This window comes from Erysipelothrix sp. HDW6C (assembly GCF_011299615.1).
Lineage (GTDB): Bacteria > Bacillota_I > Bacilli_A > Erysipelotrichales > Erysipelotrichaceae > Erysipelothrix.
Genome location: NZ_CP049861.1, coordinates 1,554,559 through 1,575,961, shown reverse-complemented (window position 1 = coordinate 1,575,961; position 21,403 = coordinate 1,554,559). Strand labels below are relative to the sequence as shown.

Genomic DNA, 21,403 nt, shown 5'->3' with positions numbered 1-21,403 from the left:
TAAATGATTAAATGATATTATTTCAATATGAAATGGAGGTTTCAATATGAGTGAAACATACAACAAAAAATTATTAGGCGAAGCAGTAGCTAGCAAATTAGATATCAGCAAGAAACAAGCAAACGAATTTATCGATGCATTCCTTGAAGAAGTTAAAGGTATCCTTGAAGAAAAAGGAACTGTTGACTTGGCAGGATTTGGTAAGTTTGAAGTTCGTTTCCGCGCAGCACGTGACGGATTCAACCCACAAACAAAAGAAAAAATGCCAATCGCAGCTTCATACAGTGTTGGATTCAAACCAGCTAAAGCATTAAAAGACGCTGTAAAATAATCACTAATTCGAGGAGCTTGCTCCTCTTTTTTTAAAATGTCAGGAGGGTGATTTTTATGATGAATGGTTTAGGACCGATGGGTTTCTTCAACTTTGCAGGAATGGGTTTTGTTATTATTGCTGCAATTATTTCCTTTGGTGCACAAATGTTTGTGCAATCAAGTTACAGTAAATATCGTAAAGTACGTACAATGGGGTCAATGACTGGTGCTGAGATTGCACAAAAGATTTTAGATTTGAATAATATTACCGATGTTCAAGTCATTCAGTCATCCGGTGGTCAGTTAAGTGATCATTATGACCCAACAAAGAAAGTTGTGGCATTGTCGCCAGAAGTCTACCAAAATAATTCAATTGCTTCAGTTGCTGTTGCAGCCCACGAAGTTGGGCATGCGATTCAACATGCACAAGGGTATGCTTTTATTGCGTTGCGAAACCGAATTCTTCCACTCGCTATTGTTGGAAACAATGTCGGAATGATTGCAGTAATGATCGGACTCTTTGCTAATCCAACAATATTTTGGATTGGTATTGCAGCTCTCTCGTTGATGGCATTGTTCCAATTGGTTACATTGCCGGTTGAGTTTGATGCATCAGCACGTGCATTGCGTATTTTAAATGACAATAACTTGGTTGAACCGAGTGAAGTGTCAGGAGCGCGTTCAATGCTTACTGCTGCTGCCTTAACCTATGTTGCAGCATTGTTGTCGACAATTCTAAACTTAATGCGCTACATCGCTGTATTTAACAGTGGACGCAGCAATCGAAACTAACACTTCAATTTGAAGTGTTTTTTTATACTTGTGTATACCAGCGAACACAGTATAATAGGGGTAAAGGATGTGATTGGATGATTGACGGTGGTATTGTGATGATTGGTGTGTATTTCGCAATCATAGCTGCAGGATTTTGGTTACTGTACAAAATTGTCTATAAGGCAGTGTTTGATGCAATTCGTGATAGTAAAAACCAATAGAAAAGACGCATTCAGAAGTGAGCGCGTCTTTTTTTTGTTATTTAGAATTTTCTTTTTCAACAGCTGCTTGTGCAAGAATGTTTAAGTAGTTCCATGGACGATCAAAATGAGGTTGGAAGAAGAAATCAACGTATGCGAGATCTTCAATTGTCATTTTGTTTTGGACTGCAAGTGATAATGTATTTGCAGATTGTGTAATGTCATATTTTGAAATGACTTGTCCACCAACGATTCGACCTGTTCCTTTTTCGTAAACAAGTTTCATCATGACTTCTTCAGTTGTTGGCATGAACTCAGGGCGGTAGTTGTCTGTAACAAGAACCGAATCAACATCCAAACCAAAGTGCGGTGCAGAGTTAACTGTAACACCAGTTGAACCAATGTTGTAACCGAAGAGGTAAAGACCGGATGTACCTTGTGTACCACGGTATTTGACTTTGTTTTCAACAATGTTACGTCCGACAAGGGTTCCCATACGAACTGCATTTGTTGCAAGTGGGATATAAGCGTGCTCGCCATTTGGATTATAATGTACCGCTACGTTGTCGCCTGCTGCATAAATTTCAGGGCGACTTGTTTGCATGTACTCATTAACAAGAAGTGCGCCATTTGGTAGCGTGTCGACTTTTCCTTGAATAAGTTCATTGCTTGGACGGAATCCAACACACATGATGACCATGTCTGTTTCAAATTCGCCTGCTGATGTAATAACTGTTTTCACATTGCCATTTTCATCTGCAGTAAATTCTTGAACACTTTGGTTCAAGGCGATGTTAACACCGCGGTTTTTTAAATCTGCTTCGAGTAAGTCTGTGAATTCTGGATCAAGGTACTTGTTAAGAATGCGGTCAAGTCCGTCAATAAGTGTAACTTCTTTACCGGATTCAACGAATGCTTCAACAAGTTCGATACCAATGTATCCACCACCAACAACGACGATGCGATTTGCTTTTTCTTTGCGTGCGATAATTTCTTTGGCCTGATTGTAGTTCTTGCAAAGCAAGATGTTTTCCGCATCGATTCCTGGGATCGGTGGGGTAATTGGCCATGAACCTGTAGTCAATACTAGTTTATCGTAGCTCTCAGTGAATGATTCGTTTGTAAGCATGTTTGTAACTGCAACAGTCTTTGCTTCAACATCAATGTCTGTTACGTTGTGTTCCATGTTTACGTTGGCACCCAATGATTTTAATTCTTCTGGGTTTGAGTAAAATAGCTCTTGAGCATTTTTTACAACACCACCAACATAGAGTGCAATTCCGCAAGATAGGAATGATACATTATCATTACGTTCGAAGACTTTTACCTCTGCCTCAGGTGCTTCTTTTAAGATTGCTTTAACTGCGGATGTCCCTGCGTGAGTACATCCAATAACAACAACTTTCATACATATAACCTCCTTAAATGTACTGCTACATTATAGTTCAAAAATGTCTAACTTGGTATGCATTTGCATCAAATAGAATTGTTTCGTTTGACAAAGATTACACGAGTATCTATAATTGTTGTTGCGAATGATTTGCAAATGGAGATATTATGAAAAGACGACTCATTGCACTTTCACTTTTATTCTTGGTGGGGTGTTCACAAACAAAACCTAACAACACAATTAACATTGTAACAAGCTTTTATCCGCTTTATGATTTTGCAACAAAAATTGGAGGCGACAAAGTAAGCGTTCATAACGTTTTACCAAATGGTGTAGACGCCCACAGTTTTGAACCCAGTCCAAAAGATATGGTTGCGATTCAAGAATCGGATCTGTTTATTTATCATGGTGCAGGTTTGGAAGCATGGGTTCCAACAGTTCTAAAATCATTATCGGATAAGAATATTCCCACAGTAGCGGTGAGTGATGGTGTAGTTTTACTTGAAAATCAAGACCATGATGATCACGACCATGATGATCATGACCACGGTGTCAGTGATCCCCACACATGGCTTAGCCCTACGAACGCTAAAAAAGAAATGGCGATTGTAAAAGACAAACTCGTAGAAATTGATCCGGATAATGCTGCATATTACACGAAGAACTATGATGTATATGCAACGGCATTGTCAACTTTGGACAAAGACTTCCGAACTGCAATTGAAGGCGTCCAAACGCGTGAGTTTCTCGTCGACCACCTTGCATTTGCTTATCTTGCCCATGACTATGATTTGGTTCAAAAAGGGGTTATTCAAGGACTGTTAAGTGAAGAACCAACGCCGAAAGAACTTGAATTAGCGATTGAATACATCGAAAACAACAATATTAAGGTGATTTTTGCGGTTCCGACTGAATCATCGAAAGTTGTGGACGTTGTTGTCAAAGAGACGGGTGTGACGGTATTACCACTTTATACGATTGAGAGTCTGACCGGAGATCAAATTAAAGACAAACAAGATTATTTTACACTCATGCAAAAGAACATAGAGTCCTTGAAGGAGGGGTTAACCGATGTCGATGCCAGTCATTGAAATTTCAAATATGTCCTTTGGATATGAGAAAGAGGACATTCTAAAAAATGTAAATCTTACCATTAATCGTGGTGACTTTGTAGCGCTTGTTGGCGCAAATGGATCGGGAAAGTCAACGCTCATGAAAGCAATGCTGGGGTTTAATGTTCCCAATACAGGCGTCATTAAGCTTTTTGGCTCTGATGTTCAAGACCTTATTAACTTCTCATCAATTGGCTATGTACCACAGGGAGGGTTATTGAAAGTTGCATCCTTTCCGGCAACTGCATTGGAGATTGTTCTCTTGCGAATGAAAAACGGAAATTTCTTTAATTTCTCGAGTAAAAAGCGTGTTACCAAAGCGATGGCGGCGTTGCGCCATGTTGACATGGAAGGCAAGGCGCACGACCTAATTGAAAATCTATCAGGTGGACAACTCCAACGTGTTCTTATTGCACGTGAACTTATGATGGATCCTGAGGTTATGTTCCTTGACGAACCGACAAGTGGATTGGATAAGGCTTCAATCGAAAGTTTGTTTGAGCTTTTAGATCACATTAACTCAGTGCACAAGATTACCATCGTGATGGTTACGCATAGTGCTGATGAGAAGGCGCACATCAATCGTGTCTTTGAAGTTGCTGACCGCCACGTAACGGAGGTATCGCATGTTTAAATTTGAATTTATGAGAACTGCCTTTATGGTAGGGGGATTGCTTGCGGTAATTATTCCTCTCATCGGTGTTGTAGTTGTTTTCAAACGCATGTCGATGATTGGTGATGCGTTGTCACATGTATCCCTTAGTGGAATTGCAATCGGATTGATTGTCAATGTAAACCCACTTTTAGGGGCAATCGTTATGTCATTAATTGCTGCAATTAGTATTGAGTTCATTCAAAAGCGTTTTGGGAAGTATTCAGAATTGGCGATTGCTATCATTATGTCCTTTGGAATTGGGCTTTCAGCAATTCTTTTAGGATTTGTTTCGAATCCCGCAAATTTCAACTCTTTTCTTTTTGGAAGTATCGTTGCCATTGGTGGAACGGATAATATGTTAGCGGTAATACTTAGCATTGTCGTCATCGCCGCATCCTTGTATTTCTATCGGGAATTCTTCTTCATTGCATTTGATGAAACATCGGCACACTTATCAGGAATTAGTGTAAATCGCATGAATCTTATTTTCATGATCTTGACAGCTATTACAGTATCTGTTGCGTCAAGAATTGTAGGTGCCCTTATTGTTTCGTCGTTAATGGTATTGCCAACCGCGTGTGCAATGCAGGTTGGGAAAAGTTATAAATCAACAATGCTCTATGCTGTCGCGTTCTCACTCTTGTTTGTTTGGGGTGGTCTTGCGAGTTCGTACTATTTGGATCTAGCACCCGGAGGAACGATTGTGATGACTGGGGTTGTGGTACTTGTATTGTTGCTTCTTTATAAATCCATTACGCGCAGTATCCGTAAACTATAAGTATTAACCACGATGCGGTCGTGGTTTTTTCTTTTAGAATACACCCGCTAAGCGCTAAATTAGCATAAAATGGGTGAAGATGAGAAATGAGGATACTCCTATGACCTTTGTATTTATCCATGGATTGGGACAGACATGCCAAGCGTGGGAGAGAACGCTTGTGCAACTGAACCAGTATGATTCAGTTCAGACACCTGATTTTTTGGAACTATTGAATGGAAAACCGGTCACCTATACAAACCTCTATGAATCCTGTGTTTTGGCGTGGTCACAGAACCAAAAAAAAATACATCTATGCGGACTCTCGCTTGGAGCGATACTTGCATTAAACTATGCTCTTGATTATCCGGAAAGAATCGCGTCTCTTGTGTTGATTGCACCTCAGTTCAAAATGCCAAGAGCTCTTATGAGTGTCCAAAATACCATTTTCAGACTGCTCCCACAACGTGCATTTAAAACTATGGGTTTTAACAAGCATGATGTTCTCACACTCACACAGTCTATGGCCCCATTGGATTTTAGTAATCGACTCACGCCGTTCAATTTTCCGTCTTGTGTTATGTGTGGGAGCAAGGATAAAGCAAATAAGAAATCATCATACATGCTGAGTTCATTTACTAGGCATGGGTATGTCGAAGTTGATGATTCAGGTCATGCAGTAAATGAGGATAATCCGAAATTGCTCGCAGAAAAACTGACATCATTTTATAATTCTTTCCTTTCGGAAGAGTACCTTGAATAATAAGGGTAAAGTCGGTATAATAGAGAAGATATAAATCGTTGAAAAGGAATAGTAACAAACAGGTCACTTTTACAGAAACAACAACACAGATGAGAGTTGTTGATGGTAGTGTTTGCGAATTCACCTTGAAGAGGAGCTAATCACTCTCGTACCGTTTGCGTTAAAAACGACTAGAGATGTATACAAAAGTATAAATCAGGATGGTACCGCGCTCGACGTTCCTGGACGTGCGGTATTTTTTTATGTTTAAGGAGGAGAATTATGGATTTAAAGAAAATTATGGAAGCAGGCCTTCAAGCAATTGAGTCTGCAGATGTACTCGAAACACTCAATGATGTTCGTATTGAGTTTCTCAGTAAGAAAGGTGCTCTCACCAAAGCGATGGGTCAAATGAAGGATCTTTCGAATGAAGAAAAACCATTATTTGGGAAACGCGTTAATGAAGTTAAAGAAGCTTTAGAAACGGCACTCAAAGCAAAAGTTGCAACACTTGAGGCATTGAAACTTAAGGAAGACATGCAACGGGATGCAATTGATGTAACATTGCCAGGAACCAAGTTTGTTATGGGCGCTCAAAACCCATTGGTTCTCATTCAAAGAGAAATCGAAACCTTCTTTCAAGAAATGGGATACAAGGTTGTCGAAGGGGATGAAGTTGAACTTGACCTCTATAACTTTGAACGGGCAAATATTCCCCACGATCACCCAGCACGTGAAATGCAAGATACGTTCTACATTGACGAACACACATTGTTAAGAACGCATACCACTGCAATTCAAACACGTGCTCTTGAAGCCTATGCACCAAGCGTGCCGGTTAAAGTCATTTGTCCAGGTAAGGTATACCGACGTGATGACGATGATGCAACGCACTCCCATCAATTTGTTCAAGTTGAAGGTTTGGTAGTCGGTCATGGTATCACACTTGCAGATCTAAAGGGAACACTGTCACTTTTCGCAAAACGCATGTTTGGTGAAACACGTGTCATTCGTTTCCGACCATCTTACTTCCAATTCACAGAACCATCAGTTGAAGTTGATGTCTCGTGTCATATCTGTGATGGTAAAGGATGCAATGTCTGTAAACACACAGGCTGGATTGAAATTCTTGGTGCCGGAATGGTCCACCCACAAGTATTGCGTGATGCGGGATACGAGGATCCAAAGTTGACAGGTTTCGCATTTGGAGCGGGAGCCGAGCGCATTGCAATGTTAAAATATGGAATTGAAGATATTCGTTCGTTCTACATCAATGACAAACGCTTTATTGAACAATTTAAACGATACGAGTAGGAGGAAATTATGTTAGTTAGTAGAAAATTATTAGGACGTTATGTCAATATTGATGGCATTGCTACAGCAGAAATCGCTGACACATTAACCAATGCCGGAATTGAAGTTGAAGGGATTTCAACACTAATTCAAGGAACCAAACTTGTTGTAGGTCATGTTCTCGAATGTGAACCACATCCTGACAGTGATCACTTGAATGTGACACAGGTTGATTTGGGAACGCATGTCGAACAAATTGTATGTGGTGCAAGTAATATTGCGAAAGGTCAATATGTTGTTGTTGCTACTGTGGGTGCGGAACTCAAAGATTTAACGATTAAAGAAACAACCATTCGTGGTGTTGAATCAAAAGGGATGATTTGCTCCCTTAATGAATTGGGTGTTGCAGAGAAATTCCAAACTGAAGCACAAAAGGAAGGTATTGTCGTCTTGCCAAAAGCGGAACCTGGTAGCAACCCTGCCATAGCATTGGGTCTTGATGATGAAATCATGGATGTTTCCCAAACACCAAACCGTTCGGACTTTTTATCGATTTTCGCGATCGCACATGAAATTAGTGCCTTATTTAACCGCGAATTGACGATACCAGATTATGAAGGCAAGAGTGATATTGGGAAACCATCACAATTAAAAATTAGTTCGCAGACTGAAAAAGCACCGTTGTTCTACGGTAAGGTTATTGGTTCAGTAACAATCAAAGAATCACCGGCTTGGATTCGTGAAGCTCTAATTGGTTCTGGAATGAAACCGATTAATAATGTGGTTGATATTTCGAACATTGTAATGTTGGAAACGGGCCAACCGCTCCATTTCTATGATATTGATTTCCTTGCAAATCAAACGTTAAGTGTTCGTGATGATATCTCGGGAGAATTTGCAGCCCTTGACGATAATACATATGCGGTTCAAGCAGGTGACTTGATGATTATGAATGATGAAACACCTGTCGGAATTGCGGGAATTATGGGGTTGGGCAACTCGATGATTCAAAGCACATCGCGTGGGATCATTATTGAAGCAGCACGTTTTAATAATGTTTCGGTCCGTAAGACAGCAACACGTTTGGGTCTAAACAGTGAAGCGTCGGCACGTTTTACAAAACCAATGGATAACAAAGGAACACAGAAGGCAGTTGACCGTGCCGTTCAACTTTTAATTGACTATGCAGATGCTTCGTTAATCGAAGAAACTGTGAAATATGGTTCACTTGATACAACGCCGATAACTGTATCCATCACAACCAAACGGATTAATGACTATTTGGGAACATCCTTGAGCCAAGATGTGGTTGTTGATGTATTCCAACGATTGTTCTTTGAACCGCAATTACAGGGAGATGTAATAACATGTACGATCCCTTCATTCCGTAAGGATATTGCAATTGATGTTGATTTGATTGAAGAAGTCATTCGCGTTGTTGGGTATGATGTTCTTGAAGAGACCCTGCCATTAATGGACTTAACTTCAGGAAGTCTGAGTGCTTTTCAAACATCAATCCGATTGATTGAGTCATCATTACTTGGATTTGGTGCAAATCAAATCAATTCCTATACACTCGTTGATGAAGCAAAAACAAAAGGAATGGAATCATTGGGAACTGCAATTCGCTTAATGAGCCCGATCAGTGATAAGCGAGCTTATCTTCGTACACAACTGTTCCCATCAATGTTGGAAGTACTGGCATACAATAATTCACACAAAGTTGTCGATGGTTTGTATTTTGAACACAGTGCAATTTATGCTGAAGGTGCAAAAACATGGCGCTTGGGAATTATTGGTCAAGGACAATTGTTTGACGATAACTGGACTAAAACAACAGTTAGTCTCGATTTCTATAACCTAAAAGGCCTTGTAATGGCTCTTTTCGATAAACTGGGTTACAGTGAGAAACGTTTCTCATTTGAAGTCAAAAATATCGATGAAACATCACTCCATCCGTATAAATCTGCGGAGATTCTTTTGAATCGCAAGCATTTGGGGGTCATTGGACACATTCACCCAACACTTGCCAAAGAATTGGATCTAAAAGATGCCGTTTATGTCGAAATTGATCTTGATTTCTTACTCTCACAAAAAAGTGGTGCTGTAAAAGCGACGCCAGTTGCAAAATATCCAATTATGAAACGTGACTTGGCAATCCTTTGCGATACATCAATCAAAGTTCAAGATTTGATTCAAGCGATTGAAAAAGCATCCCGTCGTTATCTCGTTGACCTCAATGTTTTTGATGTCTTTACATCTGAAAAACTGGGTGATAAAAAATCAATTGCCTTCGAATTATCGTTTGGACAAAACCGAACTCTCGAGGTTGAAGAGATTAATGATATAATGAAATCAATTACTGATGAACTTACGAGCCGATTTGGCGTAGAAGTTCGCTAAAGAAGGAGGAATCCCCATGGGACGCGCATTTGAAGTTAGAAAGGCTGCGATGGCTAAAACATCCGCAGCAAAAACAAAAGTATATTCACGCTATGGTAAAGAAATTTACATGGTAGCAAAGGCAGGCGTGCCTGACCCTGAAATGAATACAGGGTTACGTCGTATTATCGATGAGGCCCGTGCAAAACAAGTGCCGGCTGATATTATTAAGAGAGCAGTTGAAAAGGCGAAAGGCGGATCTGAAGAGAGCTATCACGCTGTTAGCTATGAAGGGTTTGGACCTGGGGCTTCGACATTTATTGTTGAATGCTTAACCGACAACGACAACCGTACTGTGGGTGAAGTTCGTAACTGTTTCACAAAAACTAAAGGTAAATTTGGTGTTAGTGGTTCGGTAATGCATGGCTATGACCACGTGGGTATTCTTTCATTCCCATATGACAACGAAGAAGAAATCATGGAAGTTCTGTTAGAAAATGATGTTGAACTTCAAGATATTGAGTTAGAAGAAGGTTCAATCACTGTTACGGTTGATACAACAAGTCTTCATAAAGCGAAAGAAGCCATTGAGTCAAAACTTGGTGAAATCCAATTTGATGTACTAGAGATTACATACCTACCTCATGACTATGTCATGATTGAAGCCGATGATATGCCAGCATTTGATAAATTGATTGCCATGCTTGATGAAGTTGAAGATGTTCAAAATGTCTATCACAATGTTTCGGTAGGTGAATAACATGCATACAACACTTGAACGCGTTCTTGCAAAATATCCTCATGAATCATATTTTATTGAAGCGACTCAAGAATTCTTCAGTTCGCTGAGTTTTGAGGTTGAACCAACCATTCTTGAACAATTACTGCATGCCGAACGCATTATTATGTTTCGTGTTCCTTGGATTGATCGTGATGGCATAACACAAACTAACTATGGATACCGAGTTCAATACAATGGTGCTTTGGGTCCCTATAAAGGTGGTTTACGATTCGATCCAAGTGTGAATCTGGATATTCTTAAGACACTTGCATTTGAGCAAACCTTTAAAAATGCACTTACAGGTATCGCGATGGGTGGTGCCAAGGGTGGTTCAGATTTTAATCCTAAGGGTAAAACAGATGCGGAAATCATGAAATTTTGTCAAAACTTCATGATTGAACTTCACCGTCACATTGGTGCTACAATCGATGTTCCTGCTGGTGATAAAGGTGTTGGAAAGCGTGAAGTGGGGTACATGTTTGGTGCCTACAAACGCTTGACACATTCTTTCGAAGGCGTACTTACTGGAAAAGACATCGCATTTGGTGGTGCGCTTGGGCGTACAGAAGCTACAGGTTATGGATTAATTTACATTGTTAATGCGCTGTTGCGTGATATTAAACAAGACCTAGAAGGAAAGCGTGTTGTAATTTCTGGATCGGGTAACGTTGCAATTTATGCTGCAGAGAAGGCTATTGCCGAGGGTGCATGTGTTATTGCGATGAGTGATCGCAGTGGCTACGTTTATGATGAAGCGGGACTTGAACTACAAGCCATCATCGATCATAAGCTAAAAGGTGAACCCCTTGAAACCTTTACGGGTGCACGATTTGTTCATGAATTGCCAATCTGGTCGGTACCGTGTGATATTGCTTTACCATGTGCTACCGAGGGTGAAATCAATGAACGTGATATCAAGGCGCTCGCAATCAATGGCTGCAAGATTATTGCGGAAGGTGCAAACCGTCCACTCACAAAAGAAGCAGTCGATGCAATTCAAGCATCCGACATACTTTACTTACCAGGGAAAGCAGCCAATGCCGGCGGTGTTGCAGTGTCGGGCATCGAGATGAGTCAAAATGCCCAAATGCGTGCGTTTACTTTCGCAGAAGTGGATACGCAGTTAAAAGCAATTATGGAGTCCATCTACGTTCAAATTCGCAACACTGCAAAAGAACTTGGTGAACCAACAAACTTCTTAAAAGGAGCCAACCATGTTGCGTATGCTAAAGTTGCCTATGCGATGAAGGCACAAGGGTACGTTTAATTCTTTTTCACGACTATTTTATAATCACATTAGTTGCACCCTCAGTTTGATAGGCATATGATATAAGTATCAAAAGGGGGTGCCTAAATGGGTAACATTTTAGATAAAGCAAAAGAATTATTTACGAAAGCAAAAGACTCAACTGAGGACTTTGTAGACAAGGCTCAAGATGCAACAGGTGATTTCGTTGAGAAAGCACAAGAAGTTGTCGGAGACGTTGTTGAAAAAGCAGGGGATGTCGCTGAAGACGTAAAAGAAAAAGTTGGTGATTTCTTTGATGGAGCAAAAGACTCTGCAGAAGAAACCGCTAAGAAAGCTGCTGAAGCAGCCGATGATGCTGTAGCAACTGCAAAAGTTAAAGCGGATGAAGCTGAAGCCGCTGCTGCCGAAGCAATTGGTGAAGCAAAAACAAAAGCTGCTGATTTGAAAGAAAAAGCAGCAGAGGCTGTTGATGAAGCAAAAGATAAAGCTGCTGAGTTAACAGAAAAAGCAAAAGACGCGTTAAAATAATACAAATGAAAAGCAGATTTCTTATGAAACCTGCTTTTTTTTTTATAGTTCTTCGAGTTTTAAAGACAAACGTGTTGTCGCGACTTTGAGACAAACACGATAAAGTACAATTGCAACAACTATAAGAAGAACCATCGCGATTGGTAAACCTAAAGCAGGTCCAACTTTGAAAGCAAAGAAGCCAATTCCAATTCCGATTCCCATGACCGCAAACATTGGCACGACGGCAAGGAAGTTTTGTTTGATGGCTTGTTGCTCGTCTTCCCAATCAAGTTTTGGAGCATATACATCAGATACAATGGCCAATACATTCTCACAAAGAGCACCGACAAGCGCTGCGATGATATAAAGTACGAGATAAAGAATGTTGAGTCGGAACATAATGGTAATTACGATTCCAAATAAGATGGGTACAACACTCATACAAATTGCTCCAAGAAGTATCTTGGCTTTCACAATTGTATCGAGTCCTATTGGCATGACTGTGAATTGAAGTAATGCGCGACCTTCTCGTGATAAAGCAGTGGATGTCATCGTTCCGAATGCACTGAGTGCAAAGGCAAAGAAGAAACCACCAAAGACTGCTCCCATAAGATAGTATTCCAAAGGGATAGCATCCAAGAATGAACGAATCTCTGGCATTGCACCAACAATACTGGTCATGCCACCACTCATAAGAAGCGGCAAGAACATAATTACAGGCATAATAACAATCATTACAAAATAGTTCATCGCAAACACAGGCGTTCTCATGATGTTTTTAAAGTCATACTCCATGATTGCCATGAGTGGCTTTTTACTTGTACTGCGACTGTATGTCTCAGAATTAGAAAGACGTCGTTTCTTTGCATTTCCTTCGCCAATTCCAATAACGCCTTTGAAGTAAAGGCCTTGGGTTAGGAAGATACCAATTGCTGCAGAACCAACAGATATTACTATACCAATAAGAAAGGCAACAAAGTCATGATAAACAATTCCACGAGCAAGTTGATCCCCGCTTGGGAAAATCGTATTAAGAACATTTACGATGGCATTGTCGCCACTTTCAAGCGAGGAAAGGATGCTTGTAAAGAAATCACCCGTTTCTGGACCAAATGATTGTCCAAGAAATGCAAATCCAAGCCCAATTGCAATTCCAATCGCAGCAGAGACGTATGTAAAGACATCTTTGTTTTTGAAAAAGGGAATAAATGTGAACAAGAGAATTGTGAATGCCACCGTAATAATAAGAGGTAAGAGGGGCAAGAACACATTCGCAATTAAATATAAGGGTATAAATAGGAATCCAGGTTTTGCAACCAGGAAGTAGCTGATTCCAAAAGGAATGGTAATTATCGCCATTGTCATATACATTGACATCAAGCTCGCAAGAAACTTAGCGGTCATGATCTCCCATGGTTTGAGTGGCATGACTAAATAGCGTTCCACATCTTTGGCAAAATAGAAGATGGTAGGAATGATGAGTATCCCCATTAAGAAGAGGTACATGTTAATCCCTGTGAATACAAGTTGTATTCCAAGCCCTGGTTGGCCAATATTAACAAGCGCTTGTACCATCGCATAAGAGATAAACATTACAATTCCGCCGAGATACACAAATAAAAATCCAAATCCAATTTTTGTTAGAAGGGAATTGCGTTTTTTCTTAGATTTCCCCGTGTTGAATATTTGATCTTGAGAAGATTTTAGAATAACCCGTGTAAGCGCGATGACGCGTTTCATTTCGTTAACTCCAAAAATACTTCTTCAAGTGAAAGCTCATTGTATTCTTTCTTGAGATCTTCCAATGTACCGGTATAAACAATCTTCCCATGATTTATAATTGCGATACGATCACAAAGCTTCTCCGCTACCTCAAGGACGTGCGTGGAAAAGAAAACGGTCTTGCCAGAATCAGCGCGCTCACGCATGAGTGACTTAAGGACAAATGATGATTGTGGATCAAGTCCTGTCAGAGGTTCATCAAGAATTAACAGGTAAGGGTCGTGAATAAGAACACCCATAACCATGATTTTTTGACGCATCCCATGTGAGTAAGAGCTAATCTTATCATCAAGGGCTTCTTCCATTTTCAAAAGTTCAGCAAAGTGGCGGATGCGTTCCATGCGATCTTTATTGTCGACCCCATAAATGTCCGCAACAAAGTTTAAATACTCAATACCCTTAAGCTTTAAGAACGCATTGGGATCATCGGATACATAACCAAATTGACGTTTTGCACCGAGAGGATCTTTTTGAATATCAAAACCATTGATGTCAATGGCACCGGATGTTGGGGCAAGAATCCCCGTCAACATTTTTATCGTTGTTGTTTTACCAGCACCGTTTGGTCCGATAAAACCAACGATTTCCCCAGGTTCAATTGTAAGTGTTAAATCGTCGACTGCCTTATGACCGCCGCTGTATACTTTCGTAACATTTTTTATTGAAATCATATTCTTTCTCCTTTTAATGAGTACAGTGTACCATAAATTGTAACGTTGTACTATACTTGTGGCACAATATCGACAGATTTAATTTACTCCGAATATGCATCAAGGAGTATATCAATTTCTGCGCGTGTTATCCCAGGATGGATGAGGTTGTATTCATCATACTTTTCCAATGACGAAAGTGACTTAGCGAATTCCGAGTAGGGAAGTTGGCCGACGCGCTCCTCGGTGTCGTAGTCAAAGAATCCGATTGACGCATCCTTAATAGCTTCTTCAAATTCTGGTCGTGCCATCATGATGTAGGGTTCAATAGGGATGATTGATAAGACTCCTGTTGTCATGACATATACTGCGTGGAGGTTTTGATCCTTATCTTCATAAAAACGCGGAGCCATGGTGTAATAGTCGAAATTTTGCTTAGCATCCAGATATTCGGTATATTCTTTCATTCGTTGCTTCGGATCGTTTGAGAAATCCGAGAAATTGAGTGTTATGGGATTCTTAACTGCAAAAATGGTAAACACTTTATCCTCTCCAGCAACATATCGCAAATTGAAGTCATTTTGTCGCTGGTTCTCTTTTTCTAAAGTTTGCTTTGTAGGAAATGATTGTCCATCCTCTCCTGTGACATTCACCTTAAAATTGTCCATGATTAAGTTAATGAACCTGAAGGTGTCATTGATATCGTTTTCGGTAACGAGATAATTCATGCGTACAAGAATCTCTTTTCCTTTAAATTGTACTCCAAAGCCACGTCCGATTGTTTCTGGTGTCCAAACTGCGACTTCATGTTGGAAATCAAGAGTTTCGGTTATTCGGTAGCTGCCATCGAAACTTGAAAACTGAAATTCTGGTTGGGCAATTTTTTGTATGTCTTGTGGACTGAAAGGTGTTGCGAAAAGGCCCTTCCTTTTTAATGTATATGTATGTGCCATAAATCCTCCTATTAACTGTGTAAAGTTTAACACACAAAAAAAGAGAACTCCATTGAGTTCTCTACATCCACGTAATTTTTCGTTCTTCGCCACGACGAATGCGACCGATATTGGCGCGATGACGCACAATTACAATCATTGCGATAATTGCCATAGCCAACGTAACACGCATATCATTTTGCGTTAAAGCCAAGACGATTGCAGCGAATGTAACAGCAATCATGGAAGACAATGACACAAGTTTGGTTAGGTATAACGAAGCGAAGAATATAGCAAGCGGTAGTACGAAGTGTAACAAGGGATTTTTAGTAATAAAAATCGACACGCTTAACAAGAAACCAAACGCGGTTGAAACTGCTTTTCCACCTTTGAATTTCGCAAAGATTGGAAAGCAATGTCCAATTGTTGCGAAGAAACCAGCATAGATCATGGCATCGTATGAAAATGTCATGGTAATCATCATTGCAATTGCCGCTTTTAGAACGTCAAATACTGTAACAGCAATTCCTGCTTCTTTCCCTAAGGTACGGCCCGCATTGGTACCGCCAAGGTTCCCCGAACCGTGTTCACGAATGTCAACTTTATAAAAAACTTTTCCAATGACTAGCGCAAAAGGGATGGATCCTAAAAGGTATCCAATGACACTAGCGAGTATATAATTCATATTTTCACCTCTGATATTTTTAAAATACTCTCCAATTATAGCGCATGATAAAGCAAACATGCAAAAGAAATCAATTGAAGTCTTATCAACTCGCTTCTTATCGTGCTATAATTACGCAGTAAAGGAGTTGGGGTAACTTGAGCAAACAAGATTATTCAGCATCAAGTATTGAAATTCTTGAAGGATTGGAAGCTGTTCGTAAGCGTCCAGGTATGTATATTGGTTCAACAGACCAACGTGGATTACACCACTTAGTCTGGGAAGTTATGGACAATGCCATTGACGAAGCGTTGAACGGTTATGGACAATCCATCAAAATCGTTATTGAAGACGATATGACAATTTCAATAAGAGACCAAGGACGTGGAATGCCGATTGAGACACATCAAAGTGGTGTCAGTGCACTCCAGGTTATTTTTACGGTTCTCCATGCTGGTGGGAAATTCTCATCTGAAGGTGGGTATAAAACAAGTGGTGGACTCCATGGAGTTGGAGCATCAGTTGTAAATGCATTAAGTGAGTTTGTTGAGGTTAAGGTTTATCGTAAAGATGCCACTTATCAAATGATGTTTAGCAATGGTGGTAAAGATGCAAGTCCACTGGAAAAATTAAATGAAAAAGGACCGATCGGTAGTTATGTTCGTTTTAAAGCGGATGACACGATCTTTAAAAACTGTAAGTTTAACTATGATACGATTTGTGAACGCGTTCAAGAAAGTGCGTTCCTATTACAAGGGATTGAATTCATTGTCGTCGATGAGCGAACGGATACTGTTCGTGAATTCATGTACGAGGATGGATTGCATGCCTTTATGAACTACATCCATGAAGACACGGATGTTTTAAGTGATGTTATTGTTCTCAATGGTGAAGATCAAGAGATAGAAGTACGTATTGCACTACAGTATAACGAAGGCTATAACGAAGATACGTATTCATATGTTAACTTGGTTCGAACCCATGATGGTGGAACCCATGTTGCTGGTTTTAGAAGTGGCTTCACAAAAGTTATCAATGAGTATGCGCGAAAGCATAATTTATTGAAAGAAAAGGAAAAGAACTTTGAAGGTGGCGATATCCGTGAGGGTTTATCAACCATTATCTCAGTTAGCATTCCTGAACATATTCTACAATTTGAAGGTCAAACAAAATCAAAACTTGGTACACCAAGTGCGCGTATGGTTGTTGATACCGTTATTTCTGAACAATTACCATACTACCTCGATACGCATCATGAAGAGGCTATGAAGATTGTAACCAAGATTCAAAAGGCAGCTCATGCACGTCAAGCGGCTCGTAAAGCACGTGAACAAGCACGTTCTGGGAAAAAGAGTAAGATTGAACGTTTGCTTTCGGGAAAACTTGCCAATGCACAAACACGCAACAAGAATAAAAATGAATTATTCTTGGTTGAGGGTGATTCAGCGGGTGGTTCAGCGAAACAAGGACGTGATAGTAAGTTTCAAGCTATTTTGCCACTGCGCGGTAAGGTTCTTAATACTCAAAAAGCAAAATTCGAAGACATTTTAAAGAATGAAGAATTGAATACCATTATCCACTGTGTGGGTGCGGGTGTTGGTAAAGACTTTGATTTGGAAGACAGCAATTATAAAAAAGTTATTATCATGACCGATGCGGACACCGATGGTGCCCATATTCAAGTATTGTTACTAACATTCTTCTTTAGACACATGCGCCCACTTGTAGAAGGTGGTTATGTTTATATTGCCCAACCACCACTTTATCGTGTGAAGTCGGGGAAAAACATGCACTATTGTTATACAGAAGAAGAATTGGATGTATACCGTAAACAATATGGTAAAATCGAAATTCAACGCTACAAAGGGTTGGGAGAAATGAACGCGGATCAATTGTGGGAAACCACCATGGATCCATCAACGCGTTCGCTCATTCAAGTACAAATTGACGATTTCCTTTCTGCGGATAAACGTGTCTCTATTTTGATGGGAGATAAAGTTGACCCCCGTCGTGATTGGATTGAAACCAATGTAGAATTTACACTGGAGGAGGACCTAAATGTCGGATAAGGGAATTATTAAATTACCACTCGAAGATATTGTGGGTGAACGTTTTGGACGATATTCCAAATATATCATCCAAGAGCGGGCACTTCCAGATGTTCGAGATGGATTGAAACCAGTACAACGTCGAATTCTTTATGCGATGCAACATGATCGCAACCATTTTGATAAACCCTATCGGAAGTCAGCAAAAACCGTAGGTTTGGTCATTGGTAACTATCACCCCCATGGCGATAGTTCTGTTTATGATGCCATGGTTCGTATGTCACAAGATTGGAAATACAACATGCCACTCATTGACATGCAAGGAAATAACGGGAGTATTGATGATGATCCCGCTGCGGCGATGCGATATACTGAAGCACGACTTGCGAAGTTGTCACATCGTTTAATGGAAAATATTGACGAAGATGTTGTGCCGTTTGTACTTAACTTTGATGATACAGATCAAGAGCCATCGGTACTTCCAGCGCGATACCCAAACTTACTAATAAATGGTTCAACGGGTATTGCAGCAGGGTATGCTACAAACATTCCACCTTTTAACTTCCAAGAAGTTATGGCGGCGGCTACCTACCGTCTTCACAATCCGGATTGTTCGGTAGAAGAAATCATGACTCTTATGAAAGGCCCTGATTTTCCAACCGGCGCAATTATTCAAGGCCGCGATGGTATTGAAGAGATTTTGCGCAAAGGTAAGGGACGCGTTGTCGTTCGTGCAAAAGCAGAAATTGTCGAAAGCAAAACGATGAAGCAAATTGTCGTTACCGAATTGCCTTACGAAGTCATTAAATCAAATGTTGTGCGTAAGATTGATGATCTTCGATTTACCAAAGCCAATGAAGGTTTTGGTGATGTTATGGATGTTCGTGATGAATCCGACCGTAATGGATTGCGGATTGTTATTGATTGCAAACGTGATGCTGATGTTGAAAGCATTTTGAACTTGTTTTACAAACAAACAGAACTTCAAGTCTATTACAATGCGAATATGGTCGCGATTGTTAACCAACGCCCAAAAGTGTGTGGTGTTCTTGAAATTTTGGATGCATACTTAGACTTCCGTCAAGAGGTTGTTCTAAATCGAAGCCGTTATCGCTATGCACAAAAGGAAAAACGCATTCATATCCTGGAAGGACTCATGAAAGCAACTTCAATTTTGGACGAAATTATTGCTGTCATTCGTGCGTCAAACAATCGTGGTGAATCACGTGATAATATCATGAAGGAATTCGGATTTACGCATGAACAAGCAAGTGCAATTGTAGATTTACAACTCTACCGCTTATCATCAACCGATATTAATGCACTACGTGATGAATTCGCAACACTTGCGAATGAATTGGATTACCTTGATTTGATTATTAATAATGTTGATATGTTAAATAGTATGATTATTAAAGAGTTCAATGAAATGAAGGAAGAGTTTGATACACCCCGTCGTTCGAAGATTGAAGATGAAATTTCCGAACTTGAAGTGGATCACCTCAGTCTAATTTCCAATGAACAAGTCATGGTGACATTATCTCGCGATGGATACCTCAAACGTGTTTCATTGCGTTCGTATTCATCCAGTCAAAAAGATCAAATCGCTTTAATGGAAGAAGATCGTCCTGTGTTCAGCTCGGAAGTTGAAACCACTGACTATTTGGTGTTTACAACATCGAAAGGACGCTATGGTGTCATCTTAGTTCACGAAATAGAAGAGGCGCGATGGCGTGATGTTGGTTCACACATGAACCAATACATGAAGTTTGATCCGGATGAGCGTGTAATTGCTGCCTTTACGCTTAAAACATTTGATTCTTATCAGTTTGTTGTTACTGCCACAGCGCAAGGAGTCATCAAGAAAACATTGCTTGCTGAACTTGAAATTAAACGAACGGGTCGTCTGTACGATATTATGAAATTGAGTAAGGATGATGTATTGGTTGGCACATCGATTGCATCTGAAAACGATCACTTGTTGATGGTAAGTAAGCTTGGGCAAGGGATGCGTATTGATCTTGCTGAAGTCAATCCGATTGGTGTACGTGCCAAGGGTGTTATCGGAATGAAACTGCGTGCTGGAGATAGTGTCGTCGCAAGTAATATCTTGCACAATCAATCAGAAATCATGTATGTCTCAGATCGTGGGCAGTTTAAACGATTCAAACATGATGATATCCCTGTAAATAACCGTGCAACACAAGGGTCGCCGATTGCAAAAACAATCAAGAGCAATCCGCATATGATTCGTGATGTACTGGTTGGAAACATTCAAGATGACTTCTATATCTACAACGATCACTTGAGTCTTGTATTCGTGAAGGATATCCCGCTAATGAGCGCCGATGCAACATTCTCAAATGTTACTTCCGAATCTGATTTTGTTGTTTTACGATCACACACCCACGTTCAAATGGTAGAAAAACCAGCTGAAAGTGTTGTGCATGATGCAGAACCCATAAAATTTGATTTATAATATTTAATGAAGAACTCGCAAAATGTGAGTTCTTTTTTCACGAAATATGACAATCTGTCATAAATTAAAACCGATTTGTCTGATATGCTTTACTTAAAGGAAGATAAAGGGTAAGTTCATGCGAACATTATTTATAATCATAAATCTTTTAGTTGCTTATTGTGCCTATCGATTGCTTAAGAATCGAAAAATATTGCGACGTTGTATCTATTTTATGTGCTCAATGGCTGTTGTATTTACTACGATAACAGCTGGGGTTCGTTATCATCTTGACCGTCCGAGACCAGCAACCGATACATGCCAACCCATGGAATATGATGGCAATCTTAGACTTCCAATGTGGTTGTGGGAAGACAGTGCGTACGCATTGTGCAGAACTGACAATCAAACTTTCGGCTTCGTTGATCCTGACCACGCATACCAGAGATTCTATGCTACACATCAACTGGAATTCTTTGTGGTTCAGCTAAAAACTTACAATTTCTTTGTTCCATTGACGAAGCGTACATTTAACGATTATGAGTATTGGCGCATGATGAAAATGGACTTCAAACCCACTGATTTTCAAGATTTCTTTGCGATTTACTACCAACGGGATAAGATTGATTGATAAACAATGCAGAATGCATGCTGACCTTTGATGTTTGCATGTTTTTTCTGTATAATTGGTAGGTGATATGAAGCATTTAAT

20 protein-coding genes are annotated in these 21,403 nt (G+C 40.0%); 15 read left to right on the top strand and 5 right to left on the bottom strand.

Annotated features, from left to right (window positions below; all coding sequences use genetic code 11):
* The first annotated feature begins 46 nt into the window (after positions 1 to 46).
* The 3 genes from G7062_RS07530 to G7062_RS11550 all read left to right on the top strand — a co-directional run bounded on the left by G7062_RS07530 (position 47) and on the right by G7062_RS11550 (position 1,307).
* On the top strand, positions 47 to 331 hold the full coding sequence (locus G7062_RS07530) for an HU family DNA-binding protein (protein WP_166065298.1): 285 nt from the start codon (positions 47 to 49) through the stop codon (positions 329 to 331).
* 56 nt (positions 332 to 387) lie between these two features.
* The gene (locus G7062_RS07525) at positions 388 to 1,104 is read left to right on the top strand and encodes a zinc metallopeptidase (protein WP_240915936.1); all 717 of its coding nucleotides are present in this window, start codon (positions 388 to 390) and stop codon (positions 1,102 to 1,104) included.
* Positions 1,105 to 1,181: 77 nt separating this feature from the next.
* Positions 1,182 to 1,307, top strand: coding sequence for a hypothetical protein (locus G7062_RS11550; RefSeq protein WP_256370758.1), 126 nt, complete (start codon positions 1,182 to 1,184; stop codon positions 1,305 to 1,307).
* A gap of 37 nt (positions 1,308 to 1,344) precedes the next feature.
* Here G7062_RS11550 and G7062_RS07520 read toward each other — a convergent pair whose 3' ends face one another.
* Positions 1,345 to 2,694, bottom strand: coding sequence for an FAD-dependent oxidoreductase (locus tag G7062_RS07520; protein WP_166065297.1), 1,350 nt, complete (start codon positions 2,692 to 2,694; stop codon positions 1,345 to 1,347).
* A 149-nt stretch (positions 2,695 to 2,843) separates the two neighbouring features.
* Here G7062_RS07520 and G7062_RS07515 point away from each other — a divergent pair, with 149 nt between their 5' ends.
* The 9 genes from G7062_RS07515 to G7062_RS07475 all read left to right on the top strand — a co-directional run bounded on the left by G7062_RS07515 (position 2,844) and on the right by G7062_RS07475 (position 12,175).
* Complete coding sequence (locus tag G7062_RS07515; protein ID WP_166065296.1) at positions 2,844 to 3,767, top strand: metal ABC transporter solute-binding protein, Zn/Mn family; 924 nt, start codon at positions 2,844 to 2,846, stop codon at positions 3,765 to 3,767.
* On the top strand, positions 3,748 to 4,422 hold the full coding sequence (locus tag G7062_RS07510) for a metal ABC transporter ATP-binding protein (protein WP_240915935.1): 675 nt from the start codon (positions 3,748 to 3,750) through the stop codon (positions 4,420 to 4,422). The genes G7062_RS07515 and G7062_RS07510 overlap by 20 nt, the downstream gene beginning before the upstream one ends.
* The gene (locus tag G7062_RS07505; protein WP_166065295.1) at positions 4,415 to 5,221 is read left to right on the top strand and encodes a metal ABC transporter permease; all 807 of its coding nucleotides are present in this window, start codon (positions 4,415 to 4,417) and stop codon (positions 5,219 to 5,221) included. The genes G7062_RS07510 and G7062_RS07505 overlap by 8 nt, the downstream gene beginning before the upstream one ends.
* Before the next feature lie 100 nt (positions 5,222 to 5,321).
* A complete protein-coding gene (locus G7062_RS07500) occupies positions 5,322 to 5,963 on the top strand; it encodes an alpha/beta fold hydrolase (RefSeq protein ID WP_166065294.1) in 642 nt (213 codons plus the stop codon).
* A 261-nt stretch (positions 5,964 to 6,224) separates the two neighbouring features.
* Positions 6,225 to 7,256 carry a phenylalanine--tRNA ligase subunit alpha gene (gene pheS / locus G7062_RS07495; protein ID WP_166065293.1) on the top strand — a complete coding sequence of 344 codons (1,032 nt, stop codon included), beginning with the start codon at positions 6,225 to 6,227 and terminating at the stop codon, positions 7,254 to 7,256.
* 9 nt (positions 7,257 to 7,265) lie between these two features.
* A complete protein-coding gene (pheT, locus tag G7062_RS07490; RefSeq protein ID WP_166065292.1) occupies positions 7,266 to 9,638 on the top strand; it encodes a phenylalanine--tRNA ligase subunit beta in 2,373 nt (790 codons plus the stop codon).
* A gap of 16 nt (positions 9,639 to 9,654) precedes the next feature.
* Positions 9,655 to 10,377, top strand: coding sequence for a YebC/PmpR family DNA-binding transcriptional regulator (locus G7062_RS07485; RefSeq protein WP_166065291.1), 723 nt, complete (start codon positions 9,655 to 9,657; stop codon positions 10,375 to 10,377).
* A gap of 1 nt (position 10,378) precedes the next feature.
* Positions 10,379 to 11,665 carry an NADP-specific glutamate dehydrogenase gene (gene gdhA / locus G7062_RS07480; RefSeq protein WP_166065290.1) on the top strand — a complete coding sequence of 429 codons (1,287 nt, stop codon included), beginning with the start codon at positions 10,379 to 10,381 and terminating at the stop codon, positions 11,663 to 11,665.
* An 87-nt stretch (positions 11,666 to 11,752) separates the two neighbouring features.
* Positions 11,753 to 12,175, top strand: a complete 423-nt coding sequence (locus tag G7062_RS07475) for a hypothetical protein (RefSeq protein WP_166065289.1) — start codon at positions 11,753 to 11,755, stop codon at positions 12,173 to 12,175.
* A 42-nt stretch (positions 12,176 to 12,217) separates the two neighbouring features.
* Here the strand turns inward: G7062_RS07475 and G7062_RS07470 are convergent, their stop codons facing one another.
* From G7062_RS07470 to plsY, 4 genes are all read right to left on the bottom strand, one after another.
* Positions 12,218 to 13,897, bottom strand: a complete 1,680-nt coding sequence (locus tag G7062_RS07470) for a hypothetical protein (protein ID WP_166065288.1) — start codon at positions 13,895 to 13,897, stop codon at positions 12,218 to 12,220.
* Positions 13,894 to 14,610, bottom strand: a complete 717-nt coding sequence (locus G7062_RS07465) for an ABC transporter ATP-binding protein (protein ID WP_166065287.1) — start codon at positions 14,608 to 14,610, stop codon at positions 13,894 to 13,896. Before G7062_RS07465 ends, G7062_RS07470 begins: the two co-directional genes overlap by 4 nt.
* Before the next feature lie 83 nt (positions 14,611 to 14,693).
* Positions 14,694 to 15,542 (bottom strand): DUF4299 family protein, encoded by an 849-nt coding sequence (locus tag G7062_RS07460; RefSeq protein ID WP_166065286.1) that lies wholly within the window; start codon positions 15,540 to 15,542, stop codon positions 14,694 to 14,696.
* A 61-nt stretch (positions 15,543 to 15,603) separates the two neighbouring features.
* Positions 15,604 to 16,206 (bottom strand): glycerol-3-phosphate 1-O-acyltransferase PlsY, encoded by a 603-nt coding sequence (plsY, locus tag G7062_RS07455; RefSeq protein ID WP_166065285.1) that lies wholly within the window; start codon positions 16,204 to 16,206, stop codon positions 15,604 to 15,606.
* Positions 16,207 to 16,343: 137 nt separating this feature from the next.
* On the opposite strand from plsY, the gene parE reads away from it, so the two are divergent.
* The 3 genes from parE to G7062_RS07440 all read left to right on the top strand — a co-directional run bounded on the left by parE (position 16,344) and on the right by G7062_RS07440 (position 21,322).
* Entirely contained in the window at positions 16,344 to 18,254 is a 1,911-nt protein-coding gene (gene parE, locus G7062_RS07450) for a DNA topoisomerase IV subunit B (RefSeq protein ID WP_166065284.1), read from the top strand.
* Positions 18,244 to 20,712, top strand: coding sequence for a DNA topoisomerase IV subunit A (gene parC / locus G7062_RS07445; protein ID WP_166065283.1), 2,469 nt, complete (start codon positions 18,244 to 18,246; stop codon positions 20,710 to 20,712). Before parE ends, parC begins: the two co-directional genes overlap by 11 nt.
* Positions 20,713 to 20,830: 118 nt before the next feature.
* Positions 20,831 to 21,322, top strand: a complete 492-nt coding sequence (locus G7062_RS07440; RefSeq protein ID WP_166065282.1) for a hypothetical protein — start codon at positions 20,831 to 20,833, stop codon at positions 21,320 to 21,322.
* The last annotated feature ends 81 nt before the right edge of the window (positions 21,323 to 21,403 follow it).

What these genes read in the sequence shown, in the direction of transcription:
- G7062_RS07530 (WP_166065298.1), top strand. Translation starts at nt 47, where the DNA reads ATGAGTGAAACATACAACAAAAAATTATTAGGCGAAGCAGTAGCTAGC.
- G7062_RS07525 (WP_240915936.1), top strand. Translation starts at nt 388, where the DNA reads ATGATGAATGGTTTAGGACCGATGGGTTTCTTCAACTTTGCAGGAATG.
- G7062_RS11550 (WP_256370758.1), top strand. Translation starts at nt 1,182, where the DNA reads ATGATTGACGGTGGTATTGTGATGATTGGTGTGTATTTCGCAATCATA.
- G7062_RS07520 (WP_166065297.1), bottom strand. Translation starts at nt 2,694, where the DNA reads ATGAAAGTTGTTGTTATTGGATGTACTCACGCAGGGACATCCGCAGTT.
- G7062_RS07515 (WP_166065296.1), top strand. Translation starts at nt 2,844, where the DNA reads ATGAAAAGACGACTCATTGCACTTTCACTTTTATTCTTGGTGGGGTGT.
- G7062_RS07510 (WP_240915935.1), top strand. Translation starts at nt 3,748, where the DNA reads ATGTCGATGCCAGTCATTGAAATTTCAAATATGTCCTTTGGATATGAG.
- G7062_RS07505 (WP_166065295.1), top strand. Translation starts at nt 4,415, where the DNA reads ATGTTTAAATTTGAATTTATGAGAACTGCCTTTATGGTAGGGGGATTG.
- G7062_RS07500 (WP_166065294.1), top strand. Translation starts at nt 5,322, where the DNA reads ATGACCTTTGTATTTATCCATGGATTGGGACAGACATGCCAAGCGTGG.
- pheS (WP_166065293.1), top strand. Translation starts at nt 6,225, where the DNA reads ATGGATTTAAAGAAAATTATGGAAGCAGGCCTTCAAGCAATTGAGTCT.
- pheT (WP_166065292.1), top strand. Translation starts at nt 7,266, where the DNA reads ATGTTAGTTAGTAGAAAATTATTAGGACGTTATGTCAATATTGATGGC.
- G7062_RS07485 (WP_166065291.1), top strand. Translation starts at nt 9,655, where the DNA reads ATGGGACGCGCATTTGAAGTTAGAAAGGCTGCGATGGCTAAAACATCC.
- gdhA (WP_166065290.1), top strand. Translation starts at nt 10,379, where the DNA reads ATGCATACAACACTTGAACGCGTTCTTGCAAAATATCCTCATGAATCA.
- G7062_RS07475 (WP_166065289.1), top strand. Translation starts at nt 11,753, where the DNA reads ATGGGTAACATTTTAGATAAAGCAAAAGAATTATTTACGAAAGCAAAA.
- G7062_RS07470 (WP_166065288.1), bottom strand. Translation starts at nt 13,897, where the DNA reads ATGAAACGCGTCATCGCGCTTACACGGGTTATTCTAAAATCTTCTCAA.
- G7062_RS07465 (WP_166065287.1), bottom strand. Translation starts at nt 14,610, where the DNA reads ATGATTTCAATAAAAAATGTTACGAAAGTATACAGCGGCGGTCATAAG.
- G7062_RS07460 (WP_166065286.1), bottom strand. Translation starts at nt 15,542, where the DNA reads ATGGCACATACATATACATTAAAAAGGAAGGGCCTTTTCGCAACACCT.
- plsY (WP_166065285.1), bottom strand. Translation starts at nt 16,206, where the DNA reads ATGAATTATATACTCGCTAGTGTCATTGGATACCTTTTAGGATCCATC.
- parC (WP_166065283.1), top strand. Translation starts at nt 18,244, where the DNA reads ATGTCGGATAAGGGAATTATTAAATTACCACTCGAAGATATTGTGGGT.
- G7062_RS07440 (WP_166065282.1), top strand. Translation starts at nt 20,831, where the DNA reads ATGCGAACATTATTTATAATCATAAATCTTTTAGTTGCTTATTGTGCC.